Below are 18,749 nucleotides of genomic sequence, written 5' to 3'. Positions count from 1 at the left end.
TTGGCACGGGCTCTCCAGGAGAGTGAAACGGCCAGCCGGGCAGCTGGCGGGCGGCACGACTTAGTTGCGGTCGAAGGCTGTGACCTTGGGCAGCACGACCGCGAGGTAGTCGACCATCGTGCGCACCGCAGGCAGGAGGCCAGTACGATAGGGAATCAGCGCCGTTATGCGAGCGTCGGCGGCAATCCATTCAGGAAGTATCTGCCGCAGCACACCCGCTTTCAGCTCGGCTTGACAGATGTAGCCCGGCAGCGCTGCGACGCCGATGTTTGCACACGCAGCTTCCTTCAGCGAAATCAGGCTATTGCTCTGGAACCTCGGTTCGATGGGCACCGTGATGACGCGCTTGTCTGGCCCGCGCAATTGCCACTGTTGCGGGCCCTTGCCGGCGAGGCCGATGGTCGTATGGGCCGCGAGTTCTTCAGGCTGTTCTGGCTGGGACATCCGTCCGAGATACTCCGCCCCCGCGAAGAGGTACCAGGGTGCTTTCGCCAGTGGTCGCTGAACCAGATTGGAATCCTGAAGCTGGCCAGTGTGACCTCTGATCGCGAGATCGAATCCCTCTCCCACGATATCCACGACCCTGTCCGTCGCGGTTTCAACGATCCTCACCTTCGGATGATCGGAGAGGAAGGTGGGCAACACGTGGCGCAGCGCGAACTGCGCGATTTCGGCGGCCACGGTGACACGGATCACACCGCTTGGCTCCACCAACCGCTGACGCATCGCCTCTTCGGCGACTTCCGCGCTCCGCAACAAGGCGACAGCGTACTGATAGAACTCTTCACCTACCTCGGTCACGGCGAACTGGCGGGATGTCCGGTTGATGAGCCGAACGCCCAGTGACGTTTCCAGTTCCTTGACGCGATGGCTCAGCGTGGACTTCGGAAGACGAAGCATTTCACCCGCCGACGTGAAGCCGCCTCGGTCGACAACCTGCACAAAGAAATAAACGTCCTTCAGATCCAGCATTGCATGAAGTCGAGCCGAGCGTTGGATGTGGGATGTACCCGAGGCTCTGATCATACTCCGCGGCCAAGACCCGATGCCATCCGTGCAAACCTTGGTGAGTGTACTGCTCAAGCCTCTCCAATCGGTCTTTGTCGACGATTTGAAGCGGCAAGCCGCGCCAGATCCGATGTAGTGCCATCGTTCAATTTTATGAACCCTGTGTACACGCAACGATGGATTTCCAATCGATTCGAAGCGCTTAAGCTGATAGAAGCGAGCGGCCCCTGCGCCGTCTGCTGTTTGTAGTCCAATGCCTTATAAGTGGAGTAGACAATGTCAATGATCAAAGGATTTCATCACCTGACTGCTGGCGTGAGCGGCGCTCAGGAAGATGTCGATTTTTACGTCAAGCTGCTCGGACAGAGCCTCGTGAAGAAGACGGTTCTTCTTGACGGCGAGGACCCGATCTATCACCTCTACTACGGTAATGCGAATGGCGACCCGGGTACGTTGGTGACGTCGTTTCCATTCAGGCAGAAAGGCGTCAAGGCGCGCCCCGGCTCGGGGCAAGTCAGGGTCATCAACTACTCGGTGCCCAAAGGCTCGTTGAATTTCTGGCGCAGCCGCTTCGATAATTTCAAGGTTTCGTACGACGTCGAGATTCCCGAGCGCTTCAATGAGCGACGCCAGCGCTTTTATCATCCGTGCGGTATCGAGTTCGATCTCGTCGAGACGGATCTTGATACGCGGCCGGCCTGCGTGGCAAAAGATATCCCCGAGGCGTTCGCGGTTCGCGGCGTGCACAGCATCACGCTGTCGTTGCGCGAGGTTGCCGAATCGATCCGGTTCATGGGCGAAGCGCTCGGGTTCCGGCAGGTGGGCCAATCCGGGCCCTACTATCGCTTCGAGACGCATACGGGAGGTCCCGGCATGGTCGTGGAGTTCTTTCATGAGCCGGACCGGCACCAGGGCTCGTCAATCTACGGGGAAGGCACCATTCATCATGTCGCGTTCGCGGTGGACAGTGTGGATCAGCAGATGATCCTCAAGGACAGGTTCATGGGAATGGGCTACATCGATACGTCGGAATCGGTCAATCGCAACTACTTCCGCTCGATGTACTTCAAGATGCCGGGCGGCGTCATCTTCGAGGCGGCCACGACCGATATCGGCTTCGCGATCGATGAAGAGCCCGGACACTTTGGCGAGGAATTTCAGCTTCCCCCCTGGCTCGTCGATCGCAAGGACGAGCTGCTCGGACGGCTCGAGCCCATCGCCGTTTAACCGCGCTCATCTTGTCAGGACATCCTCATGCAGAAACCCAAAGTACTGGTCGTCTTCTATTCACGCAACAGCTCAACTGAAATGCTGGCCCGCGCCGTCGCCGACGGAGCCGTCGACGCAGGGGCCGAGATCCGCATCCGACGTGCACGCGAGGTTGTGGGCCCTGAAGTCATGCAACAGGCGCCGGGCTGGCTGGAAAACGCGACGGCCATGAATCAAAAGTACGAAGCGCCGACGGAGGCCGACGCCGAGTGGGCGGATGCCATCGTGTTTGGGACGCCAACGCGATTCGGCACCATCTCGACGGAGTTGAAGGCCTATATCGACGGACTCGGTGGCCTGTGGTTCCAGGGCAAGCTGAACGGAAAGGTCGGATCGGTATTTTGTTCGACCTCGTCGCGGCACGGCGGCAATGAAGCGACGCTCCTGTCGATCTATACGCCGATGGCGCATCTGGGCCTCATCATCGTGCCACTTGGCTACGCTGATGCCGTGATGTTCAAGGCCGGCACGCCCTACGGCGCGACCCATGTTTCGCAACTCGATGCCGTGAAGCCCGACGATGAGCACCTGGCGGTCGCACGCTTCCAGGGCCGTAGAGTCACGACAGTTGCACGGGCGTTGCGCTACGAGCAGAACGCAGTGGCAGCCTGAGAAAGCAACAAAGGCGGAGTCTTCTCGCGACTCCGCCTTATTCCGTTCCTTCTTCTGCTTCGTATTCGACTCACCGGCTTCGTATTCGACTCACCGGCCCGTTACGCAGACGACGCCTCAAGGCCGATTGCAATTGCATCCATGTGATGCGAATGCGGCAGAGACTCTATCGTCGCCTTGAACGCTTCCTTGTGGAGAGACGGCCGTTTCATCAATGCATCGAAATAGCGCGCGACGTTGGGCAGCCCTTCCCACATCGATGCAAGCCCCAGATAAGCGAGACGAACCAGATTCACGCCCCACAACACGTCGCCGAGCGAGAACGACGTTCCCTTCAGATAGGGGACCGGCGCCGGACCTAGCGCGTGGTCCAGACTTTTCAGCAACTGCGCAACGTGTTGGCGCGTGTCGCGTTGAAACGCCGCATCATGACAAACCGACTTGCCGCCACGCTCCTTCACGATCTTCGCGCGATAGGCGGCAACCAGCTCGGACTCGTCGGCATTGGCGGCGATCATCGCGTCGAGCGCCATGATCTTATAGTCGTAGACGGTCTCCATCACGGCTTTGAGCGCATCAGGCCGCAAGTCGGCATCCGGGTGAAAGCCGTAGAGCAACGCGCCGTTTGGAATCCTGTCGACAATGTTCACCTGCTGCATCACGTAGGCTCGCGCGTGCGCATCGTCGGGCAAAAGCTGTATCGGCTCGCGCGAAACGGCATCGAGATAGCAGCAGATCCGCTGGGAATCCGCGATCACCCTACCGGCCTCGTAATCGACGAGCAGGGGCACCGTGCAAGGATCGAAGCCCTCCGTTTCGACCGAAGTTCGCCCGCTATAGCCATTGACGAGCTCGCGTCCCATCTCCCTGCCTGCGATAAGCCTCATCCGGACGTAAGGCGGATGGTAGTGCTCGGCCGGCACGATGCCATCCGCGCCCATCGAACCGAGGATCATCATGTCGTTAGAACGATAGGCCAGTTGCTTCTCGAAGAGTACTGTGCGCACCTTTTGAGAGCACAGCGAACTCGCCGCATGGAAAAGCTCGAAGCGCGGGTTCGCATCGTCGCCGACGATGGTGATCCGCGCAGGATCTGCAATGGCAGCACGGGCACTGGCTGCCAGTTTCATCAATGGGTTGTCGCTCATCGTTGTATCCCTTTTCGTTTCCTGCATGCCACAAGCGTGCATCGATCAAACGAGCGCAATGGCCGACAAAGCTCGCGACCAATGCGCCGGCAGTCGCCTACTTCGTCATATGCGGACACACGGCCGGCGGATCGCCAATGAAGCCGCGCGCCGACCATAGTTCAGGAAACGGGATTTCATCCATTGTCGGCTTCAGCCAGGCGATGCCCTCGGTGCCGAAGTACGCGGGCCTTGCACCAAAGGTTCGGCGCGTCGCCATCAGGTGAAGGTACTTCCACATCGAAAATCCCTCGGCAATATCGGCAAGCGTCTCGCCGAGTTGCTGGAGTTCGAGGTTTTGATTCGGGTCCGCGTAGACGTCGCGCCAGATCTTCTCGACGGACTTGTCGGATTGATAAGGCACGCTGAAATCGCGCTCGAGCACTGCAGCCGACACGGGAAATCCATTGCGGTTCAGATAGGCCAACACATCGTCATAGACGCTCGGCTCGTACAGCGCCTTGTTGAGTTGCGTCCAACGCTGGGGCTGTGGAGTGAAATGCTGCAGATGGTCGGCCTGCTTGATGCCCAGCAAGTAGACCATCTGCCGGTACGCCCACCCTTGCAACGCCGTGTCCTTGCCGTATTTGGCCTGCACACGCGAGAGGATGGCCAGCAGATCGGTGGGCGTCATCCACGCAATCGAGCGCCACGTCGCATTGAGCGGTTCGTGATGACCGACCACCCGCTTGAGCGTCTTGCAGGCCTCGGAAAGATCATTGGCGCGCAATTGCATTTGCGCGGTCTGCAATTCCTTGATGATGAGCATCCAATAGAGCTCGGACACCTGCACGGATGCAATCCACGCATGCTCTCCCGGATGATCGCTCACCGGGTGCTGCAACGCGTGAAGCAAATCTGTCTGCATCCAGGCACTGTACGGCGTTTGCCCGGCCGACTCGCTGGCCGCGTCGGGGCGCTCAAGCTTAACGGTATCGTTCACCTTGTTCTCCTTGCTGTATGTCCTCTGATATGACCCTTCCCGGCGAACCCAGGTGCAGAATCAGCTCGATCTGGTGTGCGATCTGCAGAAGCGCACCGTCATCGCCTGGCTTCGCAACGATCTGCAACGCGGCGGGCAGGATGCCGTCACGCGTCGGCAATGGAATCGAAATCGAGGGAAATCCTGCGACATTAAACGGGGCGGTGTAGGTCATCAGTGCTTCGCGCACTGTCCCCGTCCAGCCGCCGATGCTGACCGTGTCGACATCGACATGCGGCGCCACACACGGACATGTCGGCAGCACGAGGTAGTCGAAGTCCGACATCACCTCGCGCAGATTCGCCGCAAACTTCCGTCCTGTCTGCTGGGACGCCGAATACGCGCGCAGGTCCATGGTTTCAGCGCGTCTCAGCCGTTCGATGGTTTCCGCGCTGTAGTGCGCGGCGATCACATCCCAGTCGCTACGCCGGAAGTGTTCGATCCCGCCTTCGATCAGCACGATATTCGCGAACGCCTGATAGACGGTATCGAACAAACCGGACGTTCCGGCTTGCACGCACGCAAAGGTCTGTTCGAGTTGCTCAATGGCGCTATCGAACGCCGAAGCGATTTCCTGGCTGAGAGGAACAGGCGCGATCTCGCGGATGATGCCGAGGCGCGCGGAAAGCCATGCATCGCTTTCGGGCAAATCGATGTGGAAGGTAGCCGCGAGCATCGCCACGTCATCGACCTTTTTTCCAAGCAGACCCACATGGTCACAACTGGGCGCCAACGGAAACACGCCGCCTGATGGAAGCGCGCCAAACGTCGGTTTGAATCCGACGACACCGCAAAGCGCCGCTGGAATCCGCACGGAACCGCCCGTATCGGTGCCCACGCCAGCGATGACGGCGCCGTGCGCGATCGCCGCGGCAGCACCGCCGCTGGAGCCGCCAGGAATGCGCGTACGGTCCAGCGGATTCAATGTGTCGCCGAATCTGTCGCTTGCGGTTGTCACGCCCCACGCGAATTCGTGAGTCGTCGTCTTGCCGATGACGATCGCGCCCTGCTCCATCAGCGCTTTTACGATGTCCGCATCCGCGCGAGGCACGTGGCCGAGACAGGCTGCGGAACCGTAGCGGGTTTCAATGCCTTTGGTATCGATCAGGTCCTTGATAGCAATGGGAAGGCCTTCAAGCCGCCGCTGCCTGTTCTCTCCATAGCGACGCTCGCTCTCCGCGGCAGCCTTCAATGCGCGATCCCAATCGATGGCCGCGAACGCATTCAACGATTGCTTGCAGGCCTCCGCACGCTCGAGCGCCTGCTCCGTCAATGCAGTCGCGGTGATCCGCCGCGCGGCGAGCGCATCGAGCGCGTCGCGAAGCCCCGTCGGATGCACGATCTGGGCGGATGAACAATGAAGTCCGCTCATTACCAAAGGCTCTCAAGTAGTGCATCGAGCTTCCCGCCGGCGCCGGCACCGAGATCGGCGACCTCGGAAGGATAGTTGTCCTTCAGCAACGCAGACACCTCGCACAGCTTCGCCTTGTCAAAATCGAGCGCGCTCAGACGACTCGGTAGTCCCAGTGAGCGCACGAGGCTCGACAGCCGGTCAGCGAGGGATTCGGCGGCAGTACTGGTGGCGCTGCCCGATGCGAAAATCTCAAACTTGTCGCCGTATGCGTCAGCGCAGGCACGAATGACGGGTGCCAACGTAAAGCAAGAGGTCACGCTATGCGGCAACCCGAACGTGCCACCGAGAATGTGCCCGATGCGATGACTCAGTCCATAGATCACCGATGCCGGAAAGAAGTAGCACTGCCATGCGCCAAGTTGAAGCTGTAGCAGATCTTCGGTCGAGACGAGGCTACGTTGAAGCGCATCGCGCGTCTCGAGTTTCTGCGGCCACCTCTCCAGAACGGTGAAGAAGCGCTCGACGCCTTTAGCCGCGAGAATTGCGTGAGGGTGATCCGATTCGACCTTGCGCATCCCTTCAACCGCGTGATCGATACCCTTGATGGCCGAGCTTAGCAACAGCGCACGAGGCGTATCCGTGATCAGCCGTGGATCGATCACCACCAGCCTGGGCACGGTTTGCCGCACCGCATAGCTGCGCTTGAATTTTTGCGGTCCGTCCGTCTCCGTCACGCCAAAGTAGTGGGAGAATTCCGAACCAGACAACGTCGTCGGAAAAGCGGCAATGGGAAGATGGCGTCCTGTCTGCTCGAAATGCCAAAAAGAAACGGCTTTCGCTGCGTCGAGAACAGAGCCGCCGCCCAACGCGATGATCGAATCTGCGCCATGGTCGATACAGGCCTTGAGCCCCTTTCGAACCGCAAAGTCGGGAACGTGCGCGGGCAGCTCCGTGAAGATACCCACCGCGTCGCGAACCCCGGGCAGTATGTAATCGCGATTCAATGTCTCCAGAAACTCGACCGTGAAGATGATCGGTCGAGTGATCCCGTAGTCTCCAAGAGAAGTCGCCGCGGTCTCGAGGATGTCGTGCCCCCAGACAATCGCTTCCTGGGGCAAGCATTTCAACTGGTTCATGCACTCACTCCTGCGCTTTCGTGCGCAAATTGATATCCAATGTTGAGTGAGAAGATAGGCGATTCAGGTTCGCCAGTGATTGGCGCTTTCACGAACAGAGCGTCCATAAACATGGACGTTCGAGCCACGCCAGATAAAACGGACCTGGACCAGAGTCTCTGGTGTGTCGTCGCTCACGTTTACCCTTAGCGTTTCTCGCGACATCTGGCGTGACGTCACGTCTGCGCGAATCGTTCGATTCTCTTGAACATAGCTTGCAAGGATCGGCATCTTCTCAATGCAACGTATGTGTCTATGATTTTTCCACTACTCACCCTACGACGAGAATGGAGACATCGAGATGGATGCGTTCAAGTTCACCGAAGAACTGATTTGCGGGCGCCAAAGCAAGCGCGGCTTTCTGAATCGGCCTGTGTCGATCAAAACCGTGAGGGAGATTCTGTCGATCGCAAGGTATGCGCCCAGTTCAAGCAATACCCAGCCGTGGCGATGCTATGTATTGACCGGCACTGCGCGCGAGAAGATCGTAAATGCCGCCGTTGACGCATACCGCGCCGGACCCGACAAATTGCGGCATGAATATCCATTCTTTCCAAAGGAATTGCCGACGCCGTTTTCGACCCGCTTCAATACGTTCCGGGGCATGTTGGGCGATGCACAGGGTGTGGCCCGGAGCGACATTGTCGGACGCAGGCGCGATGTGGAGCGACAGTTCCGCTTCTTCGATGCTCCCGTCGGGCTGATCTTCACGATGGACCGGCGCCTCGAATGGGCAAGCTTCCTTTGCTATGGCTGCTTCCTTCAGAACATCATGCTGGCTGCCCGAGCGGAAGGACTGGACACCTGCCCCCAGCAAATCTGGTCGCTGCAGTCCGCGGTGCTGCGCGTCGGTCTCGACATTCCCGACGGAGAGATGGTGGTGGCCGGGATGTCGCTCGGGTATGCGGACAACGACATTCCCGAAAACAACATGGCGCTTCAAAAACTCGATCTCGATGAATTCGTTTCGTTCATCGATGCCTGACATCCGCGCCTGACGAGGCGACATTGACGACAAATGTGGACGGCCAGCTCGAACGGCCTGGCCGTCCCGTCCAGACCTCGCGCGTCAGGTCACCATCAACGAAAACCAATAAGAAAAGATACTAAATGGAGATCTTCTTCAATGAAGAAGCGCATTTTGCACGGAACTGTAGTCCTTTCTCTCATTGGAACGGGAACGACTGTACATGCGCAGTCGTCCGGTAGTGTCACGCTCTATGGATTGCTCGACACGGGCATTTCGTACATCAGTAACGAAGGAGGGCATTCGAACATCAAGTTCGACGACGGCATACTCGTTCCGAATCTGCTTGGTCTGCGTGGAACGGAGGACCTCGGTGGAGGATTGCACGCAATCTTCAATCTCGTCGATCAGTTTATTGTGGGCAACGGATCGATCATTCCCTGGCAAGGTTTGTTTGGCCGCAATGCGTATGTCGGCATTGCCAGCGACCGGTTTGGCACGCTGACATTTGGCAACCAGTATGACTTCATGGTTGACTCATTACTGGGCAAAGGAAATGATCCAGCGGACAACTTCGGGCTCTATGGGTTTAGAACGGGTCCATTCAGCAAGATCGCCATTCCAAACGATCCACCGTTTGCAGGAAGCTTCGATTGGGACCGCATGGCGGGTGGGCATCCTGTCAATAGCTCGGTGAAGTATCAGTCAGTGGACTTCGCTGGATTCTCGTTCGGCGCCCTCTACGGCTTTGGAGGCGTTCCAGGATCGTTTAGTTCAGGCAATTCGATCAGCGCAGGAATCAACTATGACCGCGGACCGTTTGGCATTGGCGCTGCCTATACCGAGATCAAGTATTTCACAGCCGGACAACCTCAGGTGGGCATCCGAAATTGGGGCGTTGGAGCACACTATCGGTTCGACAAGCTCACGTTAACTGCTCTCGTGACAACGGTTCGAAATACCTTCAACGGAGGCGCGATAATCGAGGGTCAATTTGGCGTCGCTTATCAGTTCGCCCCCGAATGGATCACGAGCGCCGGATATATGTATATGAAGGGCAACCAGTTCCTTGATAACAATCACGCGCATCAGCTTGGCGCGAGCTTCGACTACGTCTTGTCCAAGCGCACTATCGTTTACGCGGAGACCGTCTATCAACGCACCAATTCAGGTGCGCAGGCATTGATCAGTGGCGTACTCGATCCATCGGGAGCGTCGAGCGGCCCCAATCAGCTCATTGCGCGCATTGGCCTCAAGACCAGCTTTTGATAAATGTGTCACCTGTAACGGCTAGCGGGTCATCAGTTCCCGATACTGCACGCTGCCCCGTATGGAAGTCTCAGGGGCTAGCCCAAGCTACCGTCATGTCGCCATTCGACGATCACCAAACAATCCCTGGATGAATTGTTTCGTTACGGCAAACTCAACGTCGTTGCGTCGGCAATAATGAGCCCGCCGTTCGAGGACGCGGGTATGACGTCGGATTAGACCAAGGTCCAATACAATTTTCCTGCACGGCATCCTACTCTAGCTACTTTCCGAGTGACATACCACACTCGTCAACGGCGCGATGCCGCCGTTGAAGCCGGGCATCATGGCGCAGGCTAGCGAGCCAGCGTGTGTTGCACAACCCCCAGACATCGCTACGCGTACAAACTGCCGTGTGCATTGTCGCTATCGCCTCCCAGCAAAATTCGATTGCGCTGTGCAATCGGTATTGCATGGAGGCTTGGAAATGCACGCTATTGCCGACACAAACGGTGAGCCCGCATGAATGCAGTAAAGCTGTTTCTCGAAGCTCAGCCATTGTTCACACTCTTCCTAACCGTGGCACTCGGCTACATCGTCGGGGAAGTGACCATCAAGGGCGTCTGCCTCGGATCCGGAGCGGTCCTGTTCGTCGGTCTCGCGATTGGCGCCTTTGCGCCCAAATCGTCCCCACCGGCCCTGCTAGGTACGCTCGGACTTTTGCTTTTCCTCTACGGAATTGGTATCCAGTATGGCGCACAGTTTTTTAAGGGCCTGTCGAGCCCGGACGGCATCAAGGCGAATCTGGCGGCCTGTCTGGGCGTACTCGCAGCCGGTATCGGCGCGTGGTGTCTCGTCCCGCTCGCAAGCTTCCGGCTTGCAGACGCGCTCGGCATGTTTGCCGGGACCGGTACAAGTACAGCCAGCCTTCAGGCGGCAATTGCGACGCTTAAGAACAATGATGCAGCCGTGGCGTACAGCGTTACTTATCCTATCGGCGTGGCCGGACCGATTCTGTTTCTTCTGCTACTGAAGGTCGTTTTAAAGCCAAAAATCGACACACCAAACGCAAAGATCATCGATATGGCCGAGATCGCGCTGGAGAATGCCGATTTCATTGGGCTTAAACTGTCCGAACTGACCGCTCGACTTCCGCAAGGTCTCGCGATCGCCGCTGTGCGCCGCAAGCATCACAACCAGTTACCAGCCGCGGACCTGGTGTTGTTGCAGGACGACGTTTTGCTTGCTACAGCGACCGATCCGGAACTGTTGCGCAAGACCGCGGAACTTTGCGGTCAGTTGCAGCCCGGCAGAATAGCGAGCCATCGCGAAGACCTCGATTACATGCGCGTGTTCGCGTCGAGTCCGAGTGTGGTTGGCAGGTCCCTGCGTGAATTGCGCTTTCCCGAAGGGGTCACATGCTCAGTCGCTCACGTGCGACGTGGCGACGTAGACCTTCTGCCCGGCCCCGAAATTGTGCTGGAGACGGGCGACCACGTTGGCGTGCTCGTGAATCGCGCGCATATGCCCATAATTCGCGCGTTCTTTGGTGACTCGATCAAAGGCACGGCGGATCTGAGCTTTGTCAGCCTCGGGATCGGCGCTGCAGCCGGCCTGCTGGCAGGCGCCGTCGCCCTGCCGCTACCCGGTACGGGCGGCTTCACTTTGGGTCTCGCCGCGCTGCTGATACTCGCGCTCTGTCTCGGTAAAGCGCGGCGCAGCGGCCCATTCGTGTGGGTCATGCCCTTGTCGGCGAACCTGGTCCTGCGCAATCTCGGACTGACCATATTTCTTGCACAGGTCGGCATTTCATGCGGACCGAAATTCGTCGACACGGTTGGTACAGCGGGGCCCCTACTGCTGCTGTTCGGGGTTCTCGTCTTGCTGGTGCTTGTGCTCGTCACCGCCGTATTCTCGATATGGGTCTTCAAACTCCCGTTCGATGCAGCGGTCGGCGTGATCTGTGGCGCGACAGGCAACCCGGCCATCCTCGCGTTCGCTAACCGCATCGCACCTACGGATCGCCCTGACGTAATGTACGCGATGATCTTCCCGTCCATGACCATCGTGAAAGTGCTCTTCGTGCAGATCGTGATTTCCCTCTCGTAACGATCGCCCGTACCGGAGGAGATACTCGATTCGAACTCGCATTCGGATCGTCTGCTGCGACGACGCGGTGCAGTCCGTCTACTATGACCCTGGGGTCGGGACGCTGCAAATGTACGCGCGCATACGCTGCGTCACCTGCCGTGGAAAGAGACCGAACCCTAACGGCTCATCAAAAAAGAGCCGCGTCATGCGCATCGTGTAGCCTGCGTGAAAGAGGACGCAGCGCGTTACTGAACATCGGCATCAGGCACCTTGCTCCAGCCCGGACCCGGGTCAAACGACTTCGTGGTCTCCGCTTTGGCGGCACTGTCCGGTCCGAGGTCTCGTTGATAGACCTGCCCCGCGTGACTCACCATGAAACTCTTGATCCCTGTGTCTCCGTATTTGACGGGCCAGGCGATGACGGCGAATCCGCCGAATAGCTTTCCTCCGACAACGTAGTCATAGGCGCCACCCGGCGCGTGCGATCCTTGTGACTCGAGCAGCTTGTAGTGGTACCCGTAGTAGCCGGCATTCTTCGCATTGCGCGAACTTGCATCAACGAACGCGTCGCCGAGCGGACTCGGGGTCGCCTCCGGTCCGTTAGGCCAGTACAGACCGTCGTGTTTGCCGGGCGAACTCACCATCCTTGACGCATAGGCAAGCACGCCCTCGCCGTCGTGATTGGTTTGTGCATACTCGCGCTGCGCGTCGTAGATCGCGAGCATTGTCTGAATGACGGCCAGTTCATTGCGTCCGATGCGCCGCAATCGCATTTCTTCCGCGCCGGCGTGCGTGTCAAAGTGCCATCCCTGCTTGGTCTTGACGAGTGGAACCGGAAACGTCCAGCCATTGTCGCCCACGACGATGTGGGTGCGTCCTGTTTCCGCCGGCTCGATCGTGTGGGACCTGGCCCATTCGGCGATAAACGTATCGCGCAACTCTGCTCCAACGGGTGGAATCAGTTCGCGAAAGTCATTACCGAAGATCGTGCGCAACGCGTCTTCGCGGTCTTTCACCACTGCATCGCCAAAGGCGTTCATCGCTGCCTCTGGCGAGCTGAAGTTCTTTTGCGCATGCACTGCTGTTGTCGTTGCGACCGACAGGACAGCGACGGCCGCAAGGTTTGCGAGTTTGAGCGTCAGCCATTGCTGGACGACGCTTGAATGGAATTCCATGCTTCCCTCCTTAACGCCTGCCACCGCGGAATCCACCGCCGCCGCGCATGCCTGCACCACCGGAGGGCCGGTTAACCCCTGAACCCCGCATGCTCGAGCTACCCCTGTCGAAGTCGCGTTGCGCGGTACGGCCGCTCGTGCCCACGCCGTTGAAAGCGTTGTCGCGTCCCCCGCTGTAACCACCCCCGCGATCGCCACTGCTGACACGATTCACGTCACCTCCTGCGCGATTCGACGCGCCCCGGTTCGCGCCAGCAGAACGGTCTGCCGTCGCTGCGCGATTGCCTGCCCCTGCCCGGTCATTGGCGGTGCCACGGCCGCGATACTGATCACGCGTGCCGGCACGCGGCGACTGCCCGGCGAATTTATCGCGCGTGGCATTGTCCCGATAGGCGACGCCCTGGCGATGGCTCGCATCATGCTGCCATCGACCGCCCTGCCCCTGCACCTTGCTGCGATCGAAGTTTCGATTGATGTTCGCGGCCTTGTCGACGTTGATGTTGACGTCGCCTCCACCCCAACACGAGTTGCAGTCGCTGAAGATTGCACCGGCGGCAGCTATGCCAATGCCAAAGGCAAAGCCTGTCGCGAGGGCCGCACCGGGATAGTAGCCGGGATAATAGGCGGGATACGGCGGCCAGTAGTAAGGCGGATAGGCAGGATAGCTCCACGCGCCATACACGACAGTCGGATCATAGGCGGGCACATAGATCACCTGCGGGTTCGCGGGCTCGATCTTCACGATGGTCTGCCCGCCGCCAGCAGGTGCCTGCTCGACGATCACGTTCTGCTGTTCGTTCGACTTGAGGTTGCCCGACTCCTTCGCGTGTGCCCGCAAGCGCTGCACGGCGGCGAAGACGTCCTTTTGCTGCGCAAGAAAGGCGTCGCCGAGCTTCTGGGTCCAGTCGATCTTGTCATTCATCGGCTCAAGTATCTGCGGGAACGCCACCAGCGATTTCACACTCGTGTCCCACGGCTGGTTCTCTACCGCCTTCACGGCGGCGTCGCCCTTCACATTCGGATTCGCTTTCACCCAACGCGCCGCGTGCACGATCTCCAGCGGATAGGTCGACGCCATCAATACCTGCGCCAGCACGGAGTCAGGGTAAAGCGCGATCGGCGCGACCAGGGCTTCGATCTCCTCTGGCTTGAATGGCTCTGGGCCCGACGCCACCGTGCCTGATGGTGCGGGGCCTGATTGCGCCGGGCCTGATGACGCGGTGTTCAATGACGCCGGGCCCGATTGCGGTGGGCTAGTTGGCGCGGTGCTCAATGATGCGGGGCCTGATGGCGGGGGGCTCGCCGGACCGTGATCTGCACACGAGGGGATGGCGGCCGGCAGAACCAGCCATAACAAGCAGGCTCTAGCCCATCGGGCCTTCCAATTGATCATGGCCACTCCGTCCGGCAGGTTCCTGTCGCGGACAACGAGGCGTTCCTGCCTGTCATAGAAGTCGCTGGTGCCTGCGTGCCTGGCTGCCCGGATGGTCCGGGCGTCGACTCGGGAAGCAAAGAGTCCGGGGGAAACTCAATCGCGAGTGTCTCCCATCCGACTCCGAACCAGTCACCAGTCGTGGGTTCCTTACTGCCGATAAGGAACATCAGCAAAACGCAGGCAACAATGATATGTAGCCAGAACGCAGCCTGCTCGAATCCCTCGAAATCATGTTTCACGTCGAGTCTCGAAACGCAGGAAGACCTACGGGATGCATTGCACGATATCTCTGACCGGCACGCGAGCCCGACTGGCTGACCACCCAGACAATCGCGGAATACGTCTTACTGGCCCGCGCCGTGAGCGACTGACACCGCAGCGTCGCGCTTCTTCTTCGCTTCCGCTTTCTTGTGGTCATACACCTTTTTTGCAGCCGCGACTTCACGGTCGTATTCGCGATTCGCCGCAGCAACCTGCTGGTGCATCCTCACTATCTCGTCCGGATGTTCAGCGCCCGCCGATGTGCCAGATCCAGAATTGTCCTGCGCTCCAACGCCCTGGGACGCCAGTCCTAGCGTAGCGGCTATCAAGACTGCACTCGTGTGTTTCATGACGAACTCCCGATGTTGTGCCCGCGTTGTCTGTCTATTGGTAAGAAACCGACCGCTTCCAGCCTATACGCGTTGAAATGGATGTGGTATTGGACTTTGGTCCAATGACTGGTTGGTGGCAACGGGATGCTTACCAGAAAGCGCGAAAAGCCCTTCGTGAACGTGGGCGATGTAGAGCGCGTCGACCGTTCGCGGTTCAGCGATCGCGAGTGACCGGTCTCACCCGGAACTAAACGCGGACCTGCGAAAGGAGCCGCGCGAAAACGAAATTCGCGCTGCACGAAGGGAGCGCGCCTGTTCGCTTACGGGGAATTCAGTCCGCTTCCAGCACGACGTCCGTGCGCGGCTGTATCAAGCAGTGACCCAACTCAGTCGCTGCCTCGCGTGGCGCCGGAACAATGTCATGCGGGCTGCTCTGCGCGGCATCGACGATCCGGTGCCAGCGTCTCCCGTCGAGGACAGTGGGAAGCGCGACATGACATGCCGAATCGTCCATGTTCAGGACCACATGAAGGAGCGCCTCTCCAGGATCGTCACCGCCCAGAGTAAATGCGAGAAGCCGCGCTCGTGGATTCTGCCACTCAGGCTCATGCAGCCGTTCGCCGTGCCATGCGATGCCCGGGTGCGCGTGGCCTTGCGCGGGTCGCCCTGTCAGAAAGCGACGCCGGCGCAGACTCGCGTGACGCTTGCGCAGTGCGATCAGTTCGCGCATGAACCGCAGCATCCCCGATGCGGATTCGACCCGACGCCAGTCGAACCACGAAAGCGCGTTGTCCTGGCAATAGCCATTGTTGTTTCCGTGCTGGCTACGGAGTACTTCGTCGCCCGCGAGCATCATCGGCACGCCCTGGCTCAGAAAAAGTATGGCCATCAGATTGCGGGCCTGACGGCCGCGCAGTTGAACGATTCCCGCGTCATCCGTTTCGCCTTCCGCGCCGCAGTTCCATGACAGGTTGTCGTTTGAGCCGTCACGGTTTTCTTCACCATTGGCCAATTTTCCAGACGCCGCGCATTCAGAACCTGAAGATCACATTCAGGCTTGGACCGCTGAAACGCAGCGTCTGAACGAGCTGATCGCCCGAACCGTAGAAGGCGAGGTATCGATACGTCAGACTGACGTCACCCCACTTCAGCGCGTAGCCGAGCCCCGTCATCGCCTGCCATGTGAACTTCGACGTTCCGGCGCCCAGATCGAGATAGAACGGCACGTACCAGCGGCCGTCGCCCGTGATCGACACGCGTCCCCGCACGCCCGCGAAGCCGTCGAAAATGTTCTGCACCTGCGATACGTCTAGTTGCGGGTTCGCGCCCACGCCGGCGCTCGTTGTCGAGACGGCTGTCGCGTCGAGCGTGCCCTTCGCGCCAAGATAGCGCATCCCCACGATTGCATCGACGTAACCCCACGACTGCCGCATCATCGTGCGCCCGCCACCGATCTCGACCAGCGTGCCGCGAAAGCTCGTTTCGACGCTCTGCTGCGTTTCGCGCGGCCCGAACAGGCCGTTCGTCGCATTGACCGCACTATCGTGGCGCCCGAAGTTCAGATAGATCCCGTCCGCGAAGAAACTCCAGTCGCCCTTGCGCGCTTCGCCCTGAATCATGAAAGCGAATTTGAGGTTCTGCAGATAATCGTATGGGCCCGTGGAAGCATCGGCGCCGCCGCGCGGCAGCGAGAAGCGCATCGTACCGTCCACGGATGGCAGCCACAGGTATGGCGCCACTGCGAATTGCCAGTAGTCGTCCGCATCGCGTCGCGTCGGCGCAGCGTCCGACGCCTGCGCTAACGTCGCGACGAACGTCAGGGCGGCGATGCATCCGCAGTATCCGCGCATGAAAGGAGTCTCCTCTGCTTCCATTCGAATGAACGCGCCGCCCGGCCGAATCGGCTTCCAATCTGATGAATGCGCTGCCGCATATCGGCAGGCGTGAGTCACGGGGCCTTGATTTCGTTTTCGAGCGTCTGTCCTTGCTCGAATGCCGTTGCGCTCTGCAGCGTCGTTTCGCAGATCGTGGTCAGCGCTTCCCGCGTCAGAAACGCCTGGTGCCCTGTCACGATTACATTTGGGAAGGAGACCAGCCGCTGGATGAGGTCGTCCGCAATCACGACGCTCGATAGATCCCTGAAGAACAGGTTTGCCTCCTGCTCGTAGACGTCGATCGCGAGGCCGCCCAGCTGACCCGATTTGAGGGCTTCGATGACGGCCTCCGTATCGATCAGCGCGCCGCGGCTCGTGTTGATCAGCAGCGCGCCCGGCTTGGCGCGCGACAGCGTTTCAGCGTTGATGATGTGGTGCGTCGTTGGCGTCAGCGGACAGTGCAGCGAAATGACGTCCGCTCTCTCCCCAATCTCACCGGGGGCCGCGTAACGCGCGCCCAGCCCCTCGAACTCCCGCGACGGCATCGGATCGTAGCCGATCACTTCACAGCCGAAGCCGAGCATGATCTTCCCGAACACACGACCGATCTTGCCGGTGCCCACCACAGCGACCGTCTTGCCCGTCAGGTCGAAACCGATCAGGCCATCGAGCGAAAAATTCGAATCCCGCGTCCGGTTGTACGCGCGATAGATTTTCCGGTTGATCGCGAGCAGCAGCGCCACCGCATGTTCCGCGACGGAGTTCGGCGAGTAGTCGACCACTCGAACGACTTTCATCCCGAGTCGGGCCGCCGCTTCCAGATCGACGTTGTTGAAGCCGGTGCAGCGCAGCGCCACCAGCCGCGTGCCGCCTTGCTGGAGGGCTTCCAGCACCTGGGCGTCCGCGCGATCGTTGACGAAAATGCAGACAGCGGGATAGCCGGTTGCAAGACCTGCTGACTCGGCCGTCAGCGGCACTTCGAAGAAATTCAGCCTGTGATGCCCGTTCGCGTTGGCCTCGGCGAGGTAGCGGCGCTCATAGGGCGTCGAGCTGAAAATGGCGATCTCCATGGCGTGCCTCCAATCTCCGGATAATCGCGATAAAGCCAGAACCACGGCGGGCGTCACGCCCGCGCACAGGCAGCGTGAGAGTGTCGTGGGAATTTCGGGGCAGAGGGTGGTCACTGGAAAGACTAGATCATGCGCGCGCGGGATGATATGGGACCTTGGTCCAACGGCCGCGCGCTTAGTGCATGGTTACGCGTAATGTCAAGCGTCCAACAAACCTCAACGAAACCCGCCAGACGCCCTGTCCAGGCATCTCAGCCGCTGCGGTCATTCCAGCCTCCCACATATGGTCGGTTTCCCAGGACCGGTATGCGAGAAATAATCAGGCGCCCCATCTTTCAATCTTCGTTGGATCCGCCACCAGACCCGCGGCGGCTTCAGAGGTCGAGGATCTATGGTCATTCGATCGCATTCGGTTATTCGGAAATATCGCCGCGATCTTTACTGTCCGCGCGGCCGTTTCGGTCGAAAAATAGAGTGCACACAAATCGAATTCTCAGTTCAGGCGGTACGTGGTTTGGGGCTGTGGGTAACCGCCCTTCAATGGCTTTAACTTGCGTAGGTGACGGGCGGATTAACGCCAGCTTCCTGCGGGCGTTTTTGGCCTTTGCCTCATCTGGCCTTTCGAGAAAAGCCCGCCTGATCGACAGAACCGGGCGAGTGCCGTTTTGGCAGACATAGGATTTCGGCACACTCCGCCGCAGCGATTGCG

15 protein-coding genes and 1 pseudogene are annotated in these 18,749 nt (G+C 59.4%); 5 read left to right on the top strand and 11 right to left on the bottom strand.

All coding sequences use genetic code 11. The features are described from left to right. Positions 1 to 60: 60 nt before the first annotated feature. Positions 61 to 972, bottom strand: a complete 912-nt coding sequence (locus tag BN2476_RS21020) for a LysR substrate-binding domain-containing protein (protein WP_087736097.1) — start codon at positions 970 to 972, stop codon at positions 61 to 63. A 312-nt stretch (positions 973 to 1,284) separates the two neighbouring features. Here BN2476_RS21020 and BN2476_RS21015 point away from each other — a divergent pair, with 312 nt between their 5' ends. Together BN2476_RS21015 and wrbA are read left to right on the top strand one after the other, a co-directional pair. Then, complete coding sequence (locus BN2476_RS21015) at positions 1,285 to 2,235, top strand: ring-cleaving dioxygenase (protein WP_087736096.1); 951 nt, start codon at positions 1,285 to 1,287, stop codon at positions 2,233 to 2,235. Between the two features lie 27 nt (positions 2,236 to 2,262). Continuing rightward, the gene (gene wrbA / locus BN2476_RS21010) at positions 2,263 to 2,889 is read left to right on the top strand and encodes an NAD(P)H:quinone oxidoreductase (RefSeq protein ID WP_087736095.1); all 627 of its coding nucleotides are present in this window, start codon (positions 2,263 to 2,265) and stop codon (positions 2,887 to 2,889) included. 101 nt (positions 2,890 to 2,990) lie between these two features. Here wrbA and BN2476_RS21005 read toward each other — a convergent pair whose 3' ends face one another. From BN2476_RS21005 to BN2476_RS20990, 4 genes are all read right to left on the bottom strand, one after another. Beyond that, a complete protein-coding gene (locus BN2476_RS21005) occupies positions 2,991 to 4,037 on the bottom strand; it encodes a glutathione S-transferase family protein (RefSeq protein WP_087736153.1) in 1,047 nt (348 codons plus the stop codon). Positions 4,038 to 4,134: 97 nt separating this feature from the next. Then, positions 4,135 to 5,019 (bottom strand): tryptophan 2,3-dioxygenase, encoded by an 885-nt coding sequence (locus BN2476_RS21000; RefSeq protein ID WP_087736094.1) that lies wholly within the window; start codon positions 5,017 to 5,019, stop codon positions 4,135 to 4,137. Next, on the bottom strand, positions 5,003 to 6,430 hold the full coding sequence (locus BN2476_RS20995) for an amidase (protein ID WP_087736093.1): 1,428 nt from the start codon (positions 6,428 to 6,430) through the stop codon (positions 5,003 to 5,005). Before BN2476_RS20995 ends, BN2476_RS21000 begins: the two co-directional genes overlap by 17 nt. Next, positions 6,430 to 7,548, bottom strand: a complete 1,119-nt coding sequence (locus BN2476_RS20990; RefSeq protein WP_087736092.1) for an iron-containing alcohol dehydrogenase — start codon at positions 7,546 to 7,548, stop codon at positions 6,430 to 6,432. The genes BN2476_RS20995 and BN2476_RS20990 overlap by 1 nt, the downstream gene beginning before the upstream one ends. A gap of 340 nt (positions 7,549 to 7,888) precedes the next feature. Between BN2476_RS20990 and BN2476_RS20985 the strand changes: the two genes are divergently transcribed. The 3 genes from BN2476_RS20985 to BN2476_RS20975 all read left to right on the top strand — a co-directional run bounded on the left by BN2476_RS20985 (position 7,889) and on the right by BN2476_RS20975 (position 11,911). After that, positions 7,889 to 8,572: a nitroreductase gene (locus BN2476_RS20985; RefSeq protein ID WP_087736091.1), complete on the top strand. Its 684-nt coding sequence runs from the start codon at positions 7,889 to 7,891 to the stop codon at positions 8,570 to 8,572. Positions 8,573 to 8,713: 141 nt separating this feature from the next. Next, positions 8,714 to 9,823 (top strand): porin, encoded by a 1,110-nt coding sequence (locus tag BN2476_RS20980; protein WP_087736090.1) that lies wholly within the window; start codon positions 8,714 to 8,716, stop codon positions 9,821 to 9,823. Between the two features lie 501 nt (positions 9,824 to 10,324). Continuing rightward, the gene (locus tag BN2476_RS20975) at positions 10,325 to 11,911 is read left to right on the top strand and encodes an aspartate-alanine antiporter-like transporter (protein ID WP_087736089.1); all 1,587 of its coding nucleotides are present in this window, start codon (positions 10,325 to 10,327) and stop codon (positions 11,909 to 11,911) included. Between the two features lie 227 nt (positions 11,912 to 12,138). Here the strand turns inward: BN2476_RS20975 and BN2476_RS20970 are convergent, their stop codons facing one another. From BN2476_RS20970 to BN2476_RS20940, 6 genes and pseudogenes are all read right to left on the bottom strand, one after another. Next, positions 12,139 to 13,068, bottom strand: coding sequence for a DUF2950 domain-containing protein (locus BN2476_RS20970; protein WP_087736152.1), 930 nt, complete (start codon positions 13,066 to 13,068; stop codon positions 12,139 to 12,141). A gap of 10 nt (positions 13,069 to 13,078) precedes the next feature. After that, complete coding sequence (locus BN2476_RS20965) at positions 13,079 to 14,461, bottom strand: DUF3300 domain-containing protein (RefSeq protein ID WP_087736088.1); 1,383 nt, start codon at positions 14,459 to 14,461, stop codon at positions 13,079 to 13,081. Between the two features lie 386 nt (positions 14,462 to 14,847). Beyond that, the gene (locus tag BN2476_RS49945) at positions 14,848 to 14,988 is read right to left on the bottom strand and encodes a hypothetical protein (protein ID WP_438942893.1); all 141 of its coding nucleotides are present in this window, start codon (positions 14,986 to 14,988) and stop codon (positions 14,848 to 14,850) included. A gap of 439 nt (positions 14,989 to 15,427) precedes the next feature. Further along, positions 15,428 to 16,105: pseudogene (locus BN2476_RS20950) on the bottom strand (glycogen debranching enzyme); the annotation flags it as partial. A 22-nt stretch (positions 16,106 to 16,127) separates the two neighbouring features. Beyond that, on the bottom strand, positions 16,128 to 16,946 hold the full coding sequence (locus BN2476_RS20945) for a hypothetical protein (RefSeq protein WP_087736085.1): 819 nt from the start codon (positions 16,944 to 16,946) through the stop codon (positions 16,128 to 16,130). 98 nt (positions 16,947 to 17,044) lie between these two features. Beyond that, the gene (locus BN2476_RS20940; protein WP_087736084.1) at positions 17,045 to 18,040 is read right to left on the bottom strand and encodes a 2-hydroxyacid dehydrogenase; all 996 of its coding nucleotides are present in this window, start codon (positions 18,038 to 18,040) and stop codon (positions 17,045 to 17,047) included. Positions 18,041 to 18,749: the final 709 nt, after the last annotated feature.

The organism is Paraburkholderia piptadeniae (assembly GCF_900007165.1).
GTDB classification, from domain to species: domain Bacteria; phylum Pseudomonadota; class Gammaproteobacteria; order Burkholderiales; family Burkholderiaceae; genus Paraburkholderia; species Paraburkholderia piptadeniae.
The sequence above is the reverse complement of the archived record's forward strand: the minus strand, read 5'-3'. Positions and strand labels throughout refer to the sequence as shown.